Source organism: Hydrotalea sandarakina (assembly GCF_003254115.1).
In the GTDB taxonomy this organism is placed as follows: domain Bacteria; phylum Bacteroidota; class Bacteroidia; order Chitinophagales; family Chitinophagaceae; genus Hydrotalea; species Hydrotalea sandarakina.
This window is the reverse complement of record NZ_QKZV01000007.1, coordinates 62,997-84,229: the sequence shown is the minus strand read 5'-3', so window position 1 is coordinate 84,229 and position 21,233 is coordinate 62,997. Positions and strand designations below refer to the sequence as shown.

The 21,233-nt window shown below is 35.5% G+C and carries 20 protein-coding genes; 8 read left to right on the top strand and 12 right to left on the bottom strand.

The genetic code is table 11. The features are described from left to right. Positions 1-89: 89 nt before the first annotated feature. From LX80_RS10955 to LX80_RS10945, 3 genes are read left to right on the top strand one after another with little or no spacing between them, the layout of a single operon-like run. On the top strand, positions 90-1,004 hold the full coding sequence (locus tag LX80_RS10955) for an ABC transporter ATP-binding protein (protein WP_111296379.1): 915 nt from the start codon (positions 90-92) through the stop codon (positions 1,002-1,004). A 28-nt stretch (positions 1,005-1,032) separates the two neighbouring features. Beyond that, positions 1,033-1,908 (top strand): ABC transporter permease, encoded by an 876-nt coding sequence (locus tag LX80_RS10950; protein ID WP_111296377.1) that lies wholly within the window; start codon positions 1,033-1,035, stop codon positions 1,906-1,908. Between the two features lie 19 nt (positions 1,909-1,927). Continuing rightward, entirely contained in the window at positions 1,928-2,617 is a 690-nt protein-coding gene (locus LX80_RS10945) for a LolA family protein (RefSeq protein ID WP_111296375.1), read from the top strand. A 1-nt stretch (position 2,618) separates the two neighbouring features. Here the strand turns inward: LX80_RS10945 and LX80_RS10940 are convergent, their stop codons facing one another. Next, the gene (locus LX80_RS10940; RefSeq protein WP_111296373.1) at positions 2,619-3,494 is read right to left on the bottom strand and encodes an aldose 1-epimerase family protein; all 876 of its coding nucleotides are present in this window, start codon (positions 3,492-3,494) and stop codon (positions 2,619-2,621) included. A 13-nt stretch (positions 3,495-3,507) separates the two neighbouring features. Further along, entirely contained in the window at positions 3,508-4,596 is a 1,089-nt protein-coding gene (gene pdxA, locus LX80_RS10935; RefSeq protein WP_111296571.1) for a 4-hydroxythreonine-4-phosphate dehydrogenase PdxA, read from the bottom strand. A gap of 109 nt (positions 4,597-4,705) precedes the next feature. Between pdxA and rsmA the strand changes: the two genes are divergently transcribed. Beyond that, complete coding sequence (rsmA, locus tag LX80_RS10930; protein ID WP_111296372.1) at positions 4,706-5,470, top strand: 16S rRNA (adenine(1518)-N(6)/adenine(1519)-N(6))-dimethyltransferase RsmA; 765 nt, start codon at positions 4,706-4,708, stop codon at positions 5,468-5,470. A gap of 27 nt (positions 5,471-5,497) precedes the next feature. Then, positions 5,498-6,430 (top strand): NAD(P)-dependent oxidoreductase, encoded by a 933-nt coding sequence (locus tag LX80_RS10925; protein ID WP_111296370.1) that lies wholly within the window; start codon positions 5,498-5,500, stop codon positions 6,428-6,430. Positions 6,431-6,434: 4 nt separating this feature from the next. On the opposite strand, the gene LX80_RS10920 is transcribed toward LX80_RS10925, so the two are convergent. The 10 genes from LX80_RS10920 to LX80_RS10875 form a co-directional block, all read right to left on the bottom strand. Then, entirely contained in the window at positions 6,435-6,728 is a 294-nt protein-coding gene (locus LX80_RS10920; protein ID WP_111296368.1) for a winged helix-turn-helix domain-containing protein, read from the bottom strand. Continuing rightward, the gene (locus tag LX80_RS10915) at positions 6,721-7,404 is read right to left on the bottom strand and encodes a hypothetical protein (protein WP_111296366.1); all 684 of its coding nucleotides are present in this window, start codon (positions 7,402-7,404) and stop codon (positions 6,721-6,723) included. The genes LX80_RS10920 and LX80_RS10915 overlap by 8 nt, the downstream gene beginning before the upstream one ends. 160 nt (positions 7,405-7,564) lie before the next feature. Continuing rightward, positions 7,565-8,191 (bottom strand): hypothetical protein, encoded by a 627-nt coding sequence (locus LX80_RS10910; protein WP_146250481.1) that lies wholly within the window; start codon positions 8,189-8,191, stop codon positions 7,565-7,567. A 40-nt stretch (positions 8,192-8,231) separates the two neighbouring features. Then, the gene (locus tag LX80_RS10905; protein WP_111296362.1) at positions 8,232-10,484 is read right to left on the bottom strand and encodes a TonB-dependent receptor; all 2,253 of its coding nucleotides are present in this window, start codon (positions 10,482-10,484) and stop codon (positions 8,232-8,234) included. 180 nt (positions 10,485-10,664) lie between these two features. After that, positions 10,665-12,242 (bottom strand): F0F1 ATP synthase subunit alpha, encoded by a 1,578-nt coding sequence (atpA, locus tag LX80_RS10900; RefSeq protein ID WP_111296360.1) that lies wholly within the window; start codon positions 12,240-12,242, stop codon positions 10,665-10,667. Between the two features lie 41 nt (positions 12,243-12,283). Continuing rightward, entirely contained in the window at positions 12,284-12,847 is a 564-nt protein-coding gene (gene atpH / locus LX80_RS10895; RefSeq protein WP_111296358.1) for an ATP synthase F1 subunit delta, read from the bottom strand. A 26-nt stretch (positions 12,848-12,873) separates the two neighbouring features. Next, complete coding sequence (gene atpF / locus LX80_RS10890; protein ID WP_111296356.1) at positions 12,874-13,368, bottom strand: F0F1 ATP synthase subunit B; 495 nt, start codon at positions 13,366-13,368, stop codon at positions 12,874-12,876. Between the two features lie 130 nt (positions 13,369-13,498). Continuing rightward, positions 13,499-13,747, bottom strand: a complete 249-nt coding sequence (atpE, locus tag LX80_RS10885) for an ATP synthase F0 subunit C (RefSeq protein WP_111296355.1) — start codon at positions 13,745-13,747, stop codon at positions 13,499-13,501. Positions 13,748-13,777: 30 nt separating this feature from the next. After that, positions 13,778-14,893 carry a F0F1 ATP synthase subunit A gene (gene atpB, locus LX80_RS10880; protein WP_111296353.1) on the bottom strand — a complete coding sequence of 372 codons (1,116 nt, stop codon included), beginning with the start codon at positions 14,891-14,893 and terminating at the stop codon, positions 13,778-13,780. Between the two features lie 79 nt (positions 14,894-14,972). Beyond that, a complete protein-coding gene (locus LX80_RS10875; RefSeq protein WP_111296351.1) occupies positions 14,973-16,826 on the bottom strand; it encodes an ABC transporter ATP-binding protein in 1,854 nt (617 codons plus the stop codon). A gap of 127 nt (positions 16,827-16,953) precedes the next feature. Between LX80_RS10875 and LX80_RS10870 the strand changes: the two genes are divergently transcribed. The 3 genes from LX80_RS10870 (at position 16,954) to LX80_RS10860 (ending at position 21,219) form a co-directional block, all read left to right on the top strand. Further along, positions 16,954-19,227, top strand: a complete 2,274-nt coding sequence (locus LX80_RS10870; RefSeq protein ID WP_111296349.1) for a RelA/SpoT family protein — start codon at positions 16,954-16,956, stop codon at positions 19,225-19,227. Between the two features lie 234 nt (positions 19,228-19,461). Next, positions 19,462-20,724 (top strand): adenylosuccinate synthase, encoded by a 1,263-nt coding sequence (locus LX80_RS10865; RefSeq protein WP_111296347.1) that lies wholly within the window; start codon positions 19,462-19,464, stop codon positions 20,722-20,724. Between the two features lie 69 nt (positions 20,725-20,793). Next, a complete protein-coding gene (locus LX80_RS10860) occupies positions 20,794-21,219 on the top strand; it encodes a hypothetical protein (protein WP_111296345.1) in 426 nt (141 codons plus the stop codon). The last annotated feature ends 14 nt before the right edge of the window (positions 21,220-21,233 follow it).

The window sequence follows — 21,233 nt, the reverse complement described above, 5'->3', positions numbered from 1 at the left end:
ACAAAATTTAATCATTGGTCAAATGCTTTAACATTTGATTTTTTAAGCTAAAGCCCAACTAAGTAATAGATTTGTTGTTATTGATTATTATGGAATCAATTATTGAGGTTCAAAGACTTACAAAACAATTTGGACATATTACGGCGGTTGACAATCTTTCATTTGAGGTACCCAAGGGGTCAATATTTGGTTTTTTAGGGCAAAATGGTGCAGGTAAAAGCACCACTATTCGCATGCTAATGTCATTAATCACCCCAACTTCAGGTGAAATTCAATTTTTTGGAATGCCTTTACAGGAAAATCGAAAACCAATCTTAAAAAAAATTGGTGCCATTATTGAAAAACCTGACATGTATGGATATTTAAGTGCATATGATAACCTAAAAATGTTTGCCCGATTAAATGGGTTAAACCTAACTCAATCGCAATTAATTCATCAGCTTGAGCAGGTTGGTTTGGCGCACAGAGCCGATAATAAAGTAAAAACTTTTTCGCAAGGAATGAAACAAAGGCTTGGGTTAGCCATTGCATTAATGCACAATCCTTCATTAATTGTGTTAGATGAACCAACAAATGGTTTAGACCCGCAAGGCATAGCCGATATTCGTCAATTAATAATACAACTAAACACAGAGCGGCAAATCACCATTTTTCTTTCTTCTCATTTACTTTCAGAAATAGAGCAAATTGCTACACACATATTAATTATTGACAAAGGGAAAAAAGTAATTGCCGATAGTGCAAAAGCTTTATTTAATCCTGCAGATACAATTGTTGAAATTAACACCAATAATAACAACAATGCATTAACCCATTTACAAAATTCGCAATGGCAGCACTACTTACAACTGAACCGTGGACCCAATATTTTTTTAAAAATGCACTATAACCAAATTCCCGAACTGAATAAATTCTTATTCGAACATAATATTCAATTACTATTACTGCAACCACGCCATAGCCTTGAAGATTATTTTTTACAAGTAACATCGAACATTCAATAAACAATATTTGCAACCATAATTTGTTTTTATGCTTACTTTACTGCAAGTTGAACTATATAAAATTTTCAAACGCCCACGCACTTATATTGCATTTATTGCTATTGCTGCACTCATAGGCATTATTCAATTAGGTTTAAAATTAGACGGTGATGCCTATGTAAGTTTTGTAATGAATAATGTGGAACAATCATTCGTATTTCAAGGTAATTTATTAAATGGCTATTTGGTTTGTTATATTATTTTGCAACTACTATTAGTACATGTTCCATTACTTATTGCATTAGTTGCAGCCGATATGGTAAGTGGCGAAGCCAATATTGGTACACTTCGCTTGTTATTAACCCAACCAGTTAGTCGTAATGAAATAATACTGGCTAAATTTCTTGCTGCGGCCATATACACTTTGCTATTATTGGTATGGATGGCCATTTTAGCACTGTTCGTAAGTATGTGGTTATTTGGCACCGATGATTTAATTATTCAAAAAACCCGCTACTTGGTACAACTAAGCCGGAATGATGTTTTTTGGCGCTATATTGGTGCTTTTGGATTTGCTTTATTGGCCATGCTAACTGTAGCTGCTTTGGGTTTTCTATTATCAATTTTTGCCGACAATTCAATTGGACCCATTGTTGCCACCATTAGCATAATCATATTTCTTACCATCTTAAGCACCATGAGTATTCCTATTTTTCAAAAAATTCAACCTTATTTATTTACTACCCACATGGTTGCATGGAAAGAATTTTTTGATTTAAAGGTAAATGCAGATAATGCTGCCATTAATGGAACCATACAAAACAAACAGCAAATTATACAATCGGCAGGCATACTAATACTGCATATAGTGGTTTTCATTGGCATAGCTATGTATGCATTTAAAAGAAAAGATATTTTAACCTAATTTATATAAAATATTTATTATGAAATATTTCAAAATTGTATTGTTGATATTAGTACTAGCACCCGCAGCTAAAGCGCAAGATGAAACTCCATTAATTGAAAAATTAAAACAAAAACTCAATCAGGTTCATGAATATGTTGCAACCGGAAAAATGAAAACCGATGTGGCATTTATTAAAGCACCTGTAGGCAATGTAAAAATGTATTATCAACAACCCAATCATTTTAAGTTGGTACGCGATGGAGGTATTTCCATTTTACCAAAAGGTGGTATATCTATCAATATGAATTCCATTATTGCCATTAACAACTATGTGGCTTTATCGGCCGGAAATGCAATGGTAGATGGATATTCAACAAAAATTGTTAAGCTTTTACCCATGAATGAAAATAATGATATTGTTTTAACAACATTGTACATTGATGAAAAAAACTTACTAATTCGAAAAGCCATTACCACCACTAAAGAAAACGGTACTTATCAAATTGCCATGCAATATGGGCAATACAGTAACTGGGGTCTTCCCAATAAAGTTATTTTTACTTTTAATACACAAGATTATAAAATTCCCAAAGGTGTTACACTTGAAATGGATGAACCTTTAACAGATGCGGATAGAAAAAGAATGCAACAAAAAAATGGGAGAGTGGAAATTGATTATACCTCATATACTATCAATAAAGGATTACCATCCGGCATATTTAATTAATCTAGTAAACGGATACTTGCCAACTTCTTTCAAAAACACCAGCGGCAGCAAGTCGTTCTATGCCTTCTTTTTCTGATAGTTGCTGTGTTGTATTTTCACTGTCAGCAATTCCACACCAAGGTTCAATGCAAACAAAATCTGCATCTTTAGCCGCCCAAACACCTAAATAAGGAAAGTGGTGATATGTGAAAGTTAAGCCATGTTCATTTTGATTATTTCTTAATTGAATAATACTTGATTGCAGGTGTTTAAACACAAGTGCATCTCCGTAAAACAGCGATTTTTTCAAGTCTATTCTATTACTGTTGTTTAAAAAAGGAACAGGTTGTGTTTGTATTAATCCATCGGCAGTTAAAGGCCATATACCCGCATTTTCATAATGGTTGAATATAAGCGAATACTGCTCATAGTTTGTATTCTCTGTTAAGGGCACAGCAAAAGCAGGATGCGCACCTAATGAAAAATACATTTCATTTTCGCCAGTATTCTTCACCGTATAGGTAACAGTTAAAGCATTATTCTTTAATGTGTAATGTACAATTAATACAAACGAAAAAGGATAAACCTGCAGTGTTTCTGCGTTACTTCTTAAAATAAAGCGAATTGAAGTTTCATCCAATTCTTCAACTGTAAACAACATATCACGAGCAAATCCGTGTCTATTTAATTGATATGCCTTCTGCTGATAATAATAGGTATTGTTTTTTAAAGTGCCGACAATGGGAAACAAAATGGGGCTTTTCTTCGCCCAAAAAGCAGCATCGCCCTTCCACAAATATTCCAGTTCGGTTGATGTATTGAATATACTTTGCAGTTCAGCACCTTTATCGGAAATCTGAACTTTCAATACATCGTTGTGAATAGTATATACAGCCATACTTTTCTAAAATTTATTCTTCAACTTTTTCATCAACAGCATTGGCTAAAATGCGAGCACTCATTTTCTTCATAGGGTTAGCACGGGCATCTTTATATCCCTGACGCGTACGAATAATATCTACTGCCTCAAAAATTGCAGCTAAAAATGAAGTAGGATCAGCCTTTCCTTTGCCGGCAATATCGAAGGCAGTGCCATGATCGGGGCTGGTTCGAATAGCAGGTAATCCGGCAGTGTAATTAATACCTTCGCCAATGGCTAACGACTTAAAAGGAATTAAGCCCTGATCGTGGTACATAGCCAAAACTGCATCAAAACTTTTATACTGTCCTCTGGCAAAAAAAGCGTCTGCACTATATGGGCCAAAAACCAGCAGGTTAGCTGCTTTCAATTCTTTTATGGCAGGCTTAATTACTAATTCTTCTTCATTACCTATTAACCCTTCATCGCCTGCATGTGGATTAAGCCCTAAAACTGCAATTCTGGGTTTTTCAATTCCAAAATCGGTTTGAAGGCTTTGATGCATGATTTTTATTTTTCTGGTAATATTTTCAATAGTAATATGTTCAGCAATATTTTTTACCGGAATATGTTCGGTTAAAACAGCCACACGCATGTTTTCAGCCACCATCATCATTACTACATCATTCACCTGAAACTGATCTTTTAAATAGGGCGTATGACCACTATAATTAAATTTTTCAGATTGAATGTTTTTTTTATGAATAGGTGCTGTTACCAAACCTTGAATCTGTCCATCTTTTAATGCTTTTACAGCCATTTCTAATGAACGATAAGCATATTCCCCACCAATATTATTCAACACACCGGGTTGAATAGCTACTTCATCATCCCAACAACTAAACAGGTTTACCTGCTTGTGGCTTAGTTTGGTTAAATCTTTAGTAGTATTATAATTGAAATTGTAATCAGGCAAACTCTTTCTGTAAAAATTAATGCTTTTGTTACCTGAAAAAACTACAGGAATGCAAATATCCAGTATTCTATGGTCGGATAATGATTTGATAATTAATTCAATACCTATGCCATTTAAATCGCCGGAAGTAATACCTATAACAGGTTTTTGCAATTCATTACTCATATTCAAATACATTAAAGGGTAAAGTTAAGGAGATTAGTGCGTGAAAATGCTATTATAATTCCCTGCATTATATTCAGTTGTGCCTGCACAATTGGTTATTTTTGCAACAATGGAATACCAATTAAAAAAATCGCTGGGGCAACATTTTTTGGTGAATGAGGCCATTTGTAAAAAAATTGTTGCAGCCTTACAAAAAAACCGCTTTAGTCAATTGCTGGAAGTGGGGCCCGGTGGTGGTGCATTAACCAAGTATTTACTCGATATTCCCAATATTGACTTTAAGGCAGTTGAATTAGATACTGAGAAAATAGCTTATTTAGAAAAGACGTATCCAAACATTCAACAAAAAATTATTCATGCCAGCATTTTGGAAATGGATATTCCTTTTGAAAATGAATTTACCGTAATCGGGAATTTTCCATATAACATCTCATCGCAAATTCTATTCAAAATTCTGGAATGGAAACAACAAGTACCCTTTGTAATTGGCATGTTTCAAAAAGAAGTGGCACAACGAGTAGCAGCAAAACCAAACAGTAAAACATATGGAATTTTAAGTGTATTAATACAAGCATTTTATGATGTTGAATACTTATTTAGTATTGAACCCACAGCTTTTAAACCGCCGCCGAAAGTAATGAGCGGTGTAATTGAACTGCAAAGAAAAGCAGTTGTAGAAAATATGTTAAGCGAAAAACATTTTTTTCTGCTAGTAAAAACCGCATTTAATCAACGAAGAAAAATGTTGCGCAATGCGGTAAAAAGCTTATTTGAAGCTGATACTTTACAAGATGAAATTTTTAATAAACGTGCCGAACAATTATCAGTTGCCGATTTTGCTCAACTTACTTTTAAAATGAAGCATCCATTATAAATATTTACAGATAGCAAAGCTGAAACCATGCAACCACAAGTAATTATTACCGCTAAATGTCATCCCGTTTTAAATGAAACACTTGAAAAAAATGGGTGGGAAGTAATTTATAAACCCGGCATTCAATACAACGAACTGTTAGCTATAATTGGGAAAGCCAATGGTTTAATTGTTACCACCAAGTTGGCTATTGATAAACCTATGCTTGATGCTGCAAAAGAGCTGAAATGGATTGGCAGATTGGGCAGTGGTATGGAAATGATTGATGTACCCTATGCGGAAAGCAAGCATATTGTTTGTGTAAGCAGCCCTGAAGGTAATAGAAATGCTGTGGCTGAACAAGGATTAGGCATGCTATTGAATTTAATGAACAACATTACCAAAAGCTATTTGGAAGTTAAAAATGGAATTTGGCAAAGAGATGCCAACAGAGGCGAAGAATTGTATGGAAGAACAGTTGGTATTATAGGATATGGCAATAACGGTAGTGCATTTGCGGAATTATTAGCACCGTTTAAAGTTACCGTTTTAGCCTATGATAAATATAAATCCGATTTTGCAAAAGGTTATGTTCATGAAGCAAATCTGGAACAAATTCAACGGTATGCCGATGTAATTAGCTTACATGTGCCTTTAACGGATGAAACTTACCATTTAGCAGACACCCATTTTTTTAACGAACTTCAACGCACTCCTTACTTCCTAAATCTTTGCAGGGGTAAAGTAACCAACACAGCAGCACTCATTGAGGCATTAAAAAATAAAAAAATTAAAGGCGCTGCTTTAGATGTTTTAGAGAATGAACAATTAAATAATTATAATGCTCAGGAAAAAGAACAATTAAATTGGCTTTTACAACAGCCTAATGTGTTAATAACGCCACACATAGCGGGTTACAGCCACGAAGCATTATACAAAATGGCAACCGTAGTTTTAACTAAATTAGGATTCAAATATTAAGCATTTACGATTTTCCGGCATTTAAATATTCTTGTAATGCTTTTACATAGGTTTCAAAAGCCTCAATTCCCTTAGGGGTAATTTTACAAGTAGTTAAAGGATAATTATTGCTAAATTTTTTTTCTACTTCAACATAACCGGCTTCTTTTAGCTTTTGTATTTGAACAGACAGGTTGCCCGCAGTAGCATTTGTTTTTTCTTTAATAAAAGAAAAATCGGCTTCTTTTACACTAATTAGTAAACTGATTACCGCAAGCCTTAATTGTGAGTGTAATATTGGATCTAGATCTTTAAACATTGCCCATTTGTTGCTTTACATACCTGTTACGCAAAATTAATCCCGGAATTAGCCAACTTACAATAACTGCAATTGCTTGCAATAAAAAATCGAATGTAGTATTTAAAAACAAAGATGCCACAAAACATAACATACACAATATTCCACCTAATATCATGGGTTTAAACTTTCTAATAAAACCGGTAGCTAATGTTGGAAAAGCATAAATGAGTAAAAACAACGAATTACTGCTTAATACAAATGGTACAATTTCTTTTAGTTCACCGGTTTGTGTATTCTTCATCAGTAACAACTGCTGCTCATTCAACATAAGCTGTTTAGAAATGTTACCAATAAGATTCAAATAAAGAATTAATCCAAATAAAACAATGGCAAATGTGCTCCATACTGCATTCATAGCCGCCTCACTATAAGTTTCAATTGTCCTTTTACGGCGATTATTCCATACAATAAATAACTGAGGTATAATGGCAACTAATGATAATATCCAAATATCAAAACCAATACTGAAATGAAAATACAATTGCAAAAAACTCATTAAGCTGCAAAACCCAATTACACTACCCCATAAAATAGCCCCACTTCCACTTTCATGAAAATGCGATTTTACCTTACCAATCATTTCGGTAATAATTTGTAAGCTTTCCGCTTCAGTTAATTGGTGTTCGTTTTGCATAGCTAAGGCTAATTTAGTGCTAATATAATAGCTTATTACCGGTACAACAAATTGATGATAAGCTATTATACATAAACGACATCATACAAGATAAAATCCCAAATAAGCTAACTGCATTTCATAACGTCTATTACTGTTTTCCTAAAAATGTAGAACAAGCTTATCGGCATTTGTTAATAATTTGTTCTACCATTTCTTTTCCCCAAACAGGATTAAATGCATTTGCCGGTTTAAATTCAACATATAAAGCCAAGGCTTTTTGAGCCAAAGGCAATGCTGTTTTACAACCGCCACCTAATTGCTCTGGGGTATTAATCATGTTATTAGCTTGAATGGTATATGGCCTTGGATTGGTACTATCTTGTTGCTTGGCCATTTCTAAATAATGATTGGATTCGGCATTGTATTGCATCCATCTGTTTTGCGGATCAACCAACATTTTTGCTGTTGCAATCATACTTTTTACACAACTTAGTTCACTGTTGTTTTGTATTGCTACAGCTTTGTTGGCTAACTCAGCAGCTTCATCGGCTAAAGCATCAGGATTTCCGGCTTGCATAAAACTCAACTGCGCTTTTATTAATGCGGCATAATAATAGGGTTGCCATTTATCTTTTTCCACATTCGCTATTCGTTCAAATTTCAATTCAACTACAGCAAGGCTATTGGCATCTTTTGCCTGCCCAAATTCTTGCAAAGTTGAAGCCATTGCTGTTTCATATTTTCCATTTTGGGCGTTTGCTTTCAATACCATCATCGAAACAAATAAAATAAAGATTTTTTTCATAAAAATAAAATTTAATGATTTAAAAATAATTGAAGAGAATTTATAGATTGTTGTTAATAGCATCTTGTGATCTATCGACACCCCAACTTAAAAAGCATCCGATAAAAAAGAATTGTTTGATAGGTGGATGAATGGCTACCTTATTCATACCATTGGCTGAATAATTATAACCAAAGGTTTGCGTATTATTCAGCAGATTGGTTACACTTACTACCCAAACCACATAAGTTTTTGCATGAGGTTTACCTAAATTGGGTAAATAATTTAAACTAAATCCAAGATTATGGTAAGCCGGCGTTTTACCTTCATCAGCTAACACATATTTGGGTGGTGTGTTTACAGATTGTATGTTGTAATAAGGCCTTCCGGTAGCAAAAGTGTAAGTAAAATTGAAGCCTGTTTTTAAAGATGTTATAAATTTTTTTGTTACTAAATTAAATGTATGCGGCGTAGTATATCCCGGTTGTAATGTTTGCGGGTAATTCAAGTAATTACGCTCAGTGTTAAGATAGCTGTAGCTTATCCAATAATCAAAATTTTTAAATGTTTTCTTATCGCGCCAAAACAATTCAATACCTTTCGCAAATCCATAGCCGTTAGTACTTGTATCAGGAATGGTTTTTACCAATTGTTGGTATTGCTTGTAATAAGCCTCAATACGGAAGGTTTGTAAAAGGGTGGTTTTAATATAATTCACTAAATAATGGGTTGCCTTCATATAATTGAGTTGCGGCAATTTTGCGGAATACTGAATAAAATAGTTGTTTTCGGGTGTTTGATAAAAAATACCATATGCTGCACTCATTTGCGCATGTTTACCCGTTTTGAGTGCTAAAGCCAAACGAGGAGCTATATTCCACCTTTGGATAAGCGAAGCATATTCAGCCCTTCCTCCAATTTTTGCAGCAAGGCCATTGGTTACATGCACATCAGCTTCTGCGAAATAGGCATTGTAATGATTGTTGATAATAGAAGTGTAATTATTGTAACGTAAATTTTGATGATTATACCAATAATCAGTGCCCATACGAATAACGTTCAATCCGGTTAGTTTTTTTTCAAACACTGCCCTAAACTGTGTATAGCTTTGTTGATTGTTTAGTTGAAAAGATTTCGCATCCAATATCGGCATTCCGATAACAACCGAATGATTATTGGCATCTTGCAATTGCTGATGAATTTTATCATTATTGATGGCGAAACTAAAGCCTGCATTCAGCTTCCAGCCCTTTCCTAAATTTTCACGCCAGGTAATATTATTATACCAATTAATATTTTTTAATTGAAAAGCATCTTTCAAATTCAAACTATCAATATCCGCATTGCGAATACCTAATTGATTAGTGCCAAAAGTGGAATAATATTTTATCATACCTCCGCTCTTAGTTTTCACCCTAAAATTAGCATCGGCTGTTTGAAATTGCGGTACCATAAAATAATCAGGCTTTTGAGATAAAAGAGCGAAATAGGGCGTTAAATTGGTATAGCCATAATTAAAACCGTAGGATGCTTTTTTATTTTTAGTAAGTTGTTGCGTACCTGCACCCAAAAACACAGAGGTAATAGAAGCACTTACTTCTGACTTCTCGGGCAAGTCAACACTTTCTAATAATAATACAGACGACAATGCTTGTCCGTAAATAGCCGAATAGCCACCTGTACTAAATACATTTCCTCTAAACAAAGACGGCGCAAACCGACCGCGGGCAGCTATTCCGGGCGAACTGGCATAGTAAGGGTTATTGACCACCATTCCATCAATATATTGTTTGGTTTCATAGCCCTCACCGCCGCGTACAAACAAACCTTCTTGTTCACCCACCTGCTGTGCACCGGGCAAGGTTTTAATTGAAGCGGTAACATCTGCATTGGCACCTCCTGTAGTATACATATCGAGTGCCGATAATACTGTTGCAGCTCTTTTTTTGTCGCCTGCAGCAAAACTTCCAGCCGTAACTGATACCGCTTTTAATTCGGATACCTCCTCTCTTAATTCAAAATGCAAGTTTATTAAAGCATTTGATGCCGTACCCAGTACTACTTTCTCTTGTTTAATTGTATAGCCCATTATTTTGGCCTCTACAATTTTATCGCCTTTTTCTAGGGTTACAAAAGCAAATTGGCCGGTGCTATCGGTAATGGTTCCATCATAAGTGCCCAGTAAAGTTATTCCAACACCATGCAAAGGATGACCTTTTAAATCAGTAACTAAGCCGGTAACCTTTGTTTGTGCCTTTGTTAAAGAGGCAGTGAATAACCCCAAAACGATAAGGGGTATAAAAAAAGTTCTCATATACTCAAACAGTTTAACAACACAAACATAAAGTAGTTTATTTTATAAACCAAATTATTTTATAAAATAGTACTTAAAGATGACGGATGAAACAGAGCGGTATTTAGGAAGAATTAACTAAAAAATAAAACCCCGTGCGGTATTTGCACAGGGTTTTAAAAATATGAGTGAAAAAAATCACTATTTGAATTGTGGGAACAAACCGGTAGCTAAATCCGTCATTTTCTTTAAACTTTCATCATTTAACTGACCTTTTTTGAATTCAGCTAATACATCCGGCAATTTGGTTTCCATTTCTAATAAGAACTGACTTTCAAATGCCTTTACTTTATTTACCGGAATTTCTCTTAACAAACCTTGCGTACCCAAGTAAATGATAGCTACCTGCTTTTCAACGCTCATGGGTGAGTATTGCGGTTGTTTTAGAATTTCCACGTTACGGGCACCTTTATCAATAACCGATTTAGTAGCAGCATCCAAATCACCACCGAATTTAGAGAAAGCCTCCAATTCACGATACAGTGCTTGGTCTAACTTCAAGGTACCGGCAACTTTTTTCATTGATTTAATTTGGGCATTACCTCCAACCCTACTTACCGAAATACCTACGTTAATGGCAGGACGAATACCGGCGTTGAACAAGTTACCTTCTAAGAATATTTGTCCGTCGGTAATTGAAATTACGTTGGTAGGAATGTATGCAGAAACGTCACCTGCCTGAGTTTCAATAATAGGTAAAGCTGTTAAACTACCACCACCTTTCACCATGTGTTTAATGGATTCAGGTAAGTCGTTCATGTTTGTAGCAACTTCATCATTCGCAATAATTTTAGCTGCACGCTCCAATAAACGGCTATGTAAATAGAATACATCACCTGGGTATGCTTCACGGCCGGGTGGACGACGTAATAACAAGGATACTTCACGATAAGCTACTGCTTGCTTTGATAAATCATCGTAAATAATTAAGGCAGGACGTCCGGTATCGCGGAAGAATTCGCCAATAGCGGCGCCGGCAAATGGTGCATAGAACTGTAAAGGAGCAGGATCAGAAGCAGAGGCAGATACAATAATGGTATAAGCCATAGCCCCATTATCTTCCAATGTTTTCATTACTCCGGCTACAGTTGATGCTTTTTGACCAACGGCCACATAAATACAATAAACAGGATTTCCTGCTTCGTAAAATTCTTTTTGATTGATAATAGTATCAATAGCAATGGCGGTTTTACCGGTTTGGCGGTCGCCAATAATCAATTCACGTTGACCACGACCAATCGGTATCATGGCATCAATAGCTTTAATACCGGTTTGAAGCGGTTCTTTAACAGGCTCGCGGAAAATAACGCCGGGGGCTTTACGTTCTAAAGGCATTTCAAATAAATCGCCTTTCACAGGGCCCTTACCATCAATGGGTTCACCTAAAGTATTTAATACACGGCCCACCATACCATCGCCCACTTTAATTGAGGCAATTTGACCGGTACGTTTCACCTTAGCACCTTCTCTAATACCTTCACTTTCACCCATTAATACAACACCTACGTTATCTTCTTCCAAGTTTAGTGCAATGGCTTTAACACCATTATCAAATTCTACCAGTTCACCGGAACGTACATTGTTAAGACCATAAACACGGGCAATACCATCGCCCACTTGCAAAACAGTACCCACTTCTTCCAACTCGGCCGATACATTGAAGTTGCTCAGTTGTTGCCTGAGTATCGCCGAAATTTCGTCTGGTTTAATGTCTACCATATTATTGATTTTATGCTATTGATTATGATGATTGTAAATAACTATTTTATATTTTGAATATATAGGTTTTGTTGAAATTGCTTTTTAATATCCTTTAAATCGCGTAAAACACTGGCATCAATTAAATTGTTTTGGAAACTTAAAACAAAGCCACCAATCAAACTTTCATCAACTTTGGCTTCCAATTGTATTTTTTCAAAACCACGTGCTGCTTTTACTTTGGTTTCAATTTCTTGTTTCAAGCTATCGGATACCGGTGTGGCAGTTGTTAGTGTAACTATATTAATTCCTTTTAATGCATTGTATTGCTCAATAAATGCATTAATTACATCGGGCAATACATTTTCGCGGCCTTTTTTGGTCATTAATTCTAAATACATGGAAGTTAAAGCGGTAACATTTTTACCGGTTACTGCTTTAATGATGGCATTTTTTTTATCGGTAGCAACTACCGGGCTTTCAAGTAATAAAACGAATGGCCTGCTGGCTTTACACAGCGCTTTTAAATATTGCATGTCGGCCAAAACTTTTTCTAGCTCATTTTTTTCAATGCTAATATCAATTAAGCTTTTAGCATATCTGTTGGCTAAACGAATATTGTTCATTACTGGCTATTATAATTATAATTCAATTAATTTAATGGTACGTTGTTTACCAAAGTTTGAATGTATTTTTCTTGTTCAGTTTTATTACTTAGTTCGCGCTGTAATATTTTTTCACTTACCTCTATTACCAATGAACCAACTTTATTCTTTACATCGGTTAATGCAGCATTTTTTTGTTGCAAAATGGCATTTTGTGCATCGGCCACTATACGCTCATATTCCTGCTTAGCCTTTTCTTTAGCTTCGGCAATCATTTTATCAGATTGCTCTTTAGCTTCTTTTAAAATAACGGCTCTTTCTTCACGAGCTTTTGCCATTAAAGCTTCATTTTCATTTTTAAGAGCGGCCATTTCCGCTTTCATTTTTTCAGCAGAAGCAATAGCATCGGCAATACCCGTTTCTCTTTCTTTTAAAGTTGAAAGAATGGGCTTCCAGGCATATTTGCGCAAAATAATTAATACAATAATGAAGGCAATAAATGTCCAAAAAATTAAGCCTATTGCGGGTGTTAACAATTGCATATATTCAGTTTCAATTTTATTTAAAAGATACTTATTTTAAGTAAGCATCGAAAAAAAAACTTTAAAATAACTGCATTCGCCGCCCTGTGCTTTGAATGCAGTTAAGGTAATTTTCTTTTTTAAAGAATAATTACTTGATGAAGATGGCCAAAATAGCGGCAATTACGGCAAACAAAGCCACACCTTCTACGAAGGCTGCAGTTAAAATCATGTTTGCACGAATGTCGTTGGCGGCTTCGGGTTGGCGGGCAATACTTTCTACTGCACCTTTACCAATTTGACCAATACCAATACCAGCACCAATTGCAGCTAAACCTGCACCAATTGCAGCACCCATGTTTGAAATGCTACCATCTAACAAAACACTCATTAAAGACATACTGTGTCGGTTTTTGTGATTAAAAAAAATTTATATAATAACTGCATCATCTTCATGTCCATGTTCACCGTGCGCATCTTCTATAGCTTGACCAATGAATACGGCCGTTAAATTGGTGAAAATGAACGCCTGAATAAATGCAACCAATATTTCAATAAAATAAATGAAAATGGTAAAACCCAATGAAATGGGCGCAAACCCCAATCCTGCACCTACACTTAATTTAGTGAAGATAAAAATCATTAAAATTAAACAGGTAATAATCATGTGTCCGGCAACCATATTGGCAAACAAACGCACAATTAAAGCAAAGGGTTTAGTGAATATGCCCAAAATTTCAACCGGCACTAAAATCAGTTTTACGCCAAAAGGTACACCGGGCGGATTAAAGATGTGCTGCCAGTAATGCTTATTGGCACTAAACAGAATTACAACAAAACTGATGATACCTAAAGTAAACGTAAAAGCAATATTACCGGTAACATTAGCCGAGCCGGGTATTAAACCTAACAATGTTGAAATTAAAATGAAGAAGAATATGGTTAAAAGTAAGGGCATGTATTTTTCATACTTATCACCCAAGTAGCTTTTGCCTACTTCATCACGAATAAAAGTAATAACCGGCTCTAAGGCATTTTGAAAGCCTGACGGCGCTTTACCGGCACCTTCGCGAGTATATTTTTTGGCAACTTTTATTAATACCACTACCAAAATAATTAAACCCAAAATCATTTGCACCACATTGCGGGTTAACGATAAATCGTACACTTTCACGGTGGGGTCGGGTTCGCCACTTTCATTTACTGCAACAATGGTACCCTCTTCCAATTTATACCCATCATAAACGGCATGACCATGTTCAAACTTAGATGACATGAATACAGATAAACCGCGCTGAGGAGAATAAACAATAACAGGCAATGGAATTGCAATAGCATGTCCATTCCAATCGGCAAAGTGAAAATCATGGTTATCCATAATGTGCTCCATGATTACTTCACCGGGGTTAAAATCTTCTTCTTTGGCTTCATGTACAGTATCAGCAACCAAATGTTCTTCAACCTGTGCTTTACCTTCAATTGAAATTGAGCATAAAAACAAGCTAAAAACCACAACCAGCAAAGATTTCAGGAAATTCAGGGCCATAAATTTGTTGAAATTTGCGGCAAAGATAGGGGGATGGCACTAAAAAACAGTTGCAACCTGAATTTTTGGTTAAAAAAAGTTACATACCATTGCTGGTTACTATAGAATGAGTATGTTTTTCAAACTGCATTTCATACAAACGAGCATAAAATCCGCCATTATTCAGCAATTCTTCATGGGTGCCTATTTCTTTTATTACCCCTTTATCTAACACAATAATTTTGTGGGCTTTTCTAATGGTTGAAAGGCGGTGGGCTATAATAATGGAAGTTCGACCGGCAATAAGGGTATCAATTGCTTTTTGAATTAACTGCTCACTTTCACTATCTATTGAAGAAGTGGCCTCATCTAAAATTAAAACAGCAGGGTTATACAATAAAGCTCGAATAAAAGAAAATATTTGCCTTTGGCCTAAGCTTAGTGTATTACCTCGCTCTCTCACGTCAAAATCATACCCGCCGGGTAAGCGCATAATAAAATCATGCACATCCATCATTTTTGCTGCATTTATTACTTGTTCGCGAGTAATGGCCGGGTTATGTAAGGTAATATTGTCAATAATTGAGCCCGAAAACAAAAAAACATCTTGTAAAACCACCCCTATATGTTTACGCAAAGCTTCGGTACTGTAATCTTCTATTTTTACATCATCAATTAAAATACTACCCTTTTGAATATGATAAAGGCGATTCATAAGGCTGGCAATGGAAGTTTTACCGCTTCCGGTATGACCAACAATGGCCACGGTTTCTCCGGCATTAATAGAAAAGTCAATGTCTTTCAACACATATTGCTCATCAATATAGGCAAACCAAACATGTTTAAAATCAATTTTACCTTGTATAGTATCAGGAGCATGTTTACCGGTATTTTGAGTAACATCGGTATTATCTAATACTTTAAATACGCGTTCGGCAGCTACCATTCCCATTTGTAAAACGTTGAACTTATCAGCTATAACTCTTAAGGGCCTGAAAATTTGGTTCATGAATAAAACGAATGACACTATTTTACCTGAGAAATTAACAGGTGTACCCCCTGTAAAAGCGATTGCCCTATTGGCTACCCACCAAATTATTAGTGCGGAGCTTAATGCCAATACTATTTCTACAATTGGAAAAAATACACTGTACGCAAAAATGGCTTTAATGTTTGCATTACGATGCTCCCGATTAATGTGTTTAAATTTTTCAAACTCTTTATCTTCAACGGCAAACGATTGAACTACTTGCATGCCGGTAATATGTTCTTGTACAAAAGCATTTAAAGCCGCCACTGCATTTCTTACCCTGATAAAACTTTTGTTAACAGCTTCTTTAAAATAATAAGTGGCTATAATTAAAATTGGAAACGGAATTAAAGCTACCAGGGTTAAGCGCCAGTCAATCCAAAACATGGTAGCCAGGGTTATTAAAATGGTTAATAAATCGGCTAAAATGGGTATCAGTCCATCACTGAATATATCATTAATGCTTTCAATATCATTTATGGTGCGGGTTGTTAGCGTTCCAATGGGTGTTTTATCAAACTGTGTAAGATTAAGATGCAAAATTTTATTATAAACCGTTACCCGTAAATCTTTCACCACATGTTGGCCTAACCAAGCCGTTAAAAAGGTAAATAAAAACCGCACTATGGTTTCTATCAATAAGAATATAATTTGAAAAATGGTAACGGCAATAATAAACCCCGTAATAGATTGCAATGCACTATTGCCGGTAAACCAATGCACCCATTGCGGAATATGAGGATGTTTTCCGGTAACCTCATCAACTGTTAATTGTATTAAATAGGGCCTAACAGGTGCAAAAAAAGCCATTAAAATGGCTAACAAAATACTTCCATAAAAAACAGCCCTGTAAGGTTTTACAAAAAGTAATACCCTGCCTAATAAAGAAAAATTAAAAGATGATTTTTTAGAATTCGATTGCATGTTGTCGGCAAAATTAACAATAATCGCTCGCCTATGTTTACCACAGTTGAAAATTAACGCCCTTAAAATGTAATACAGCTTAACGAATGCCCAAAACCACTGTTATTATTTGTAAATTTGTAGGGTTATGGATAATGAGCAAGCAATAGAAAAATCATTAGTGGATAATACACCCCCTGCTTACAACTTAAATGAAGAGCAGGAAAAAAAAGAAATTTTACGCCGTTACAGGGCATTATTAAAATGTTTACGCCCCAAATTAAAGAGAGGTGATAAAGAATTGGTTCGTCATGCTTTTGAAATGGCTGCCGAAGCGCACAAAACCATGCGACGTAAAAGTGGAGAACCCTATATTTTACATCCTATTGCAGTGGCTATGATATGTGTAGAAGAAATTGGTTTAGGGGTTAGAAGCACTATTTGTGCACTTTTACACGATACCGTAGAAGATACTGATATTACCCTTGAAGACATTGAAAGGGAATTTGGCAATGAAATTGCACGCATTGTAGATGGCTTAACAAAAATTGCCACGGTAATGGATGCCAATACCTCGCAGCAAGCCGAAAATTTCAAAAAAATATTATTAACACTTACCGATGACCCACGGGTAATTTTAATAAAGCTGGCCGATCGCTTACACAACATGCGCACATTAGATAGCATGAAGCGCGAAAAACAACTTAAAATTTCATCGGAAACCATTTGGGTATATGCGCCATTAGCGCACCGAATGGGTTTATACAACATTAAAACCGAAATGGAAGACCTGGCCATGAAATACATGGAACCGGATGCTTACAAAGAAATTGCCCGTAAACTGGCTGAAACAAAACGCGAACGTACCCGATACATTAACGAGTTTATTAAACCCATAAAAGAAAAACTGCAACAATTAGGTTTTGACTTTGAAATTCAAGGGCGTCCGAAAAGCATTCACTCAATTTGGAATAAAATAAAGAAAAAAGGGGTAAGCTTTGAAGAAGTATATGACTTATTTGCCATACGAATTATTTTAAACTCTCCCCCCGATAAAGAAAAAGAAGATTGTTGGAAAGTGTATTCAGTAATTACCGATGCTTATACGCCATCGCCTGAACGATTAAGAGACTGGCTCAGTAATCCCAAAAGCAATGGATATGAAGCTTTACACACCACCGTTATGGGTCCGCATGGTAAATGGGTAGAAGTACAAATACGTACCAAACGAATGAATGAAATTGCCGAAAAAGGCTTAGCCGCTCATTACAAATACAAAGAAGAAAAAAATGATGAAGACCGATTTGATAAATGGTTTAGCCAGATAAGAGAAGTACTTGCGCAACAAGATACCGATGGGGTTGATTTTTTACAGGATTTTAAAACTTCTTTTCTTGCCGAAGAAATTTATGTTTACACACCCAAAGGAGATGTTAAAATGATGCCCACCGGCAGCACTGCTTTAGACTTTGCTTTTGCCATTCACTCAGCCGTAGGTTCAAAATGTATAGGTGCCAAAGTAAATCACAAACTAGTACCCATTAGCCATAAATTACGCAGTGGCGATCAGGTTGAAATTATTACCAGCAATAAGCAAAAACCATCGGAAGACTGGCTGAATATGGTGGTAACAGCCAAAGCTAAAGCCAAAATAAAAGATGCATTAAGAGAAGAAAAAAGAAAAATTGCCGATGAAGGCAAATACACTTTACAGCGTAAGCTGGAAAATATGGGTGCAGCTTACAACAATGCCAATATTGATGAATTGGTGCATTTTTACAAGTTACCTTCATCCCTGGATTTGTTGTATAAAATTGCCATAAAACAAATTGATTTACGTGAGCTGAAAGAATTTCATGTATTAGGCGATAAATTGGAAGCACCCAAACCAAAAATTATTTTACCTGCTGAAATACCTGCTGAAGCACCCCCTCAAAAAACCTTCAGTAAAAAAGATAGTGAATTAATTATATTCGGTGAAAGCAGCGATAAAATTATGTACTCATTAGCCAAATGCTGTAACCCCATACCCGGCGATGATGTATTTGGTTTTGTTAGTACCGGAAAAGGTTTAATTATACACCGCACCAATTGTCCCAATGCAGCACAATTACTGGCTAATTATGGACACAGAATTGTGAAAACAAAATGGGCGAAAAATAAAGAAATTTCTTTCTTAACCGGTTTAAAAATTGTTGGATTAGATGATGTTGGAGTTATTAACAAAATAACCAATATTATAAGTGGCGATTTACGAATTAATATTGCTGCCTTGACCATTGAATCGGCCGAGGGTTTGTTTCAAGGCACTGTAAAAGTATTTGTGCACGATAAAGAAGAATTGGAAGAATTGGTGAGACGTTTAAAACAATTGCAAGGCATTCAAAGCATTGATCGTTTTGATACAGAAGATAATCAATAATATGTGTTAGATAATTTCTTCAAAAATTCCCATCACAGTTATTCCATCTTACCAATTGGGTTTATCAAATACAGGGCATAACAATTACAAACAAACAATTGTTAATTGAAATATTTTCATCATTTAACAAGTACATAAATCATAAAAGCAGATTGCAAAAAAATATTTAATTCATGTTATTGTAATAATCATTGCATCCATCGCTTACATTTGCGGCATCCTAAAACTGAAACTATGGTTGATGTAATTCTCGGCTTACAATGGGGCGACGAGGGCAAAGGAAAAATTGTAGATTTCTTTGCACCTAACTATGAAGTGGTAGCCCGTTTCCAGGGCGGTCCCAATGCAGGTCATACCTTATATGTTAACGGTAAAAAAGTGGTTCTGCATCAAATACCATCGGGTATCTTTCACCAAAATTCCATAAACATAATAGGAAATGGTGTAGTGCTTGATCCGGTTATTCTAAAAAAAGAATGCGAAATAGTTGCATCATTTGGCATTGATTATAGAAAGAATTTATTTATATCACAGCGTACAAATGTTATTCTACCTACGCATCGCGCTTTGGATAAAGCCAGTGAAATGCAAAAGGGCGATAGCAAAATTGGTTCAACATTGAAAGGAATTGGTCCGGCATATATGGATAAAACCGGACGCAATGCCATTCGCGTAGGCGATTTATTCCATAAAAATTTCACCAGTCAATACATTAAACTAAGGTTGAAACATCAAAAACTGTTAGATAACTTTAATTTCAATGAAGATATTTCTGCCTGGGAAGAAGAATTTTTTGAAGCCGTTGAATTTTTAAAAACTTTAAACATTGTTAACGGCGAATATTTCATTAATGAGCAAATTTCAAAAGGGAAAAAAATATTAGCAGAAGGGGCTCAGGGTAGTATGTTGGATATTGATTTTGGCACCTTCCCATTTGTTACCTCATCTAACACCATTTCGGCAGGTGTATGCACCGGACTTGGTGTTGCGCCCCGCCACATAAATGATGTATATGGTGTTACAAAAGCTTACTGTACACGTGTAGGCGGCGGTCCGTTTCCAACTGAATTAAATGATGAAAACGGAGAACTGCTGCGCAAAATTGGAAATGAATTTGGCGCAACAACAGGCCGTCCCAGACGTTGCGGGTGGATTGATTTGGTAGCATTACGTTATGCCTGTATGATTAATGGCGTTACAAAAGTTGTAATGACAAAGGCCGATGTTTTAGATAATTTTACTGATTTACAGGCATGTACTTCATATAAAATAAATGGTAAACAAATTGCTGAAGTTCCTTACCAAATGATGCATGCACCCATTGAACCGGTATATGAACATTTTAAAGGTTGGAACACCAATATTACACAATTAAAAGAAGCAGCAAGTTTACCAACTAACATGTCTTCATACATTGCATTCATAAACCAATTTATAAATGCACCTGTTAAATACGTTTCTAACGGACCGGAGCGTGAACAAATCATTACTCTGTAAAAAAATAAAAAAAAATTTGGTTGATATAAAATTGATTTGAAATTTTACAGCAATTAATCTTATTAGAATATGGCAGCAAGATCTGATAAGGATAAAAAATCCGAACCCAACAAAAAAGTACCTGAAACGGGTAGTAAAAAAGTATCTTCAAAAAAGAAAATTGAAGAAGATGATGATTTTGATGAAGATGATGAAGATGTAAAACCAAAAAAATCTGCAGCAGCTTCTTCAAAAAAGAAAAAAATTGAAGATGATGATGACGATGATTATGAGGATGAAATAGAAGATGATTGGGAAAAACCAGAAGAAGATGATGACTGGGATCCCGACTTCGATGAATTTGACATTCCCAAATCATCAAGTAAAAAAGCAGGTGGCTCTAAAAAGAAATCATCAAAAGATGATGACGACGACGACTTTAAAATTGATGAAGATTTTAAAGAGTTCGATTTATTTGATGACAAGGATGATTTTGATGACGATGACGATTTTTAATCGTACCTCGCCTT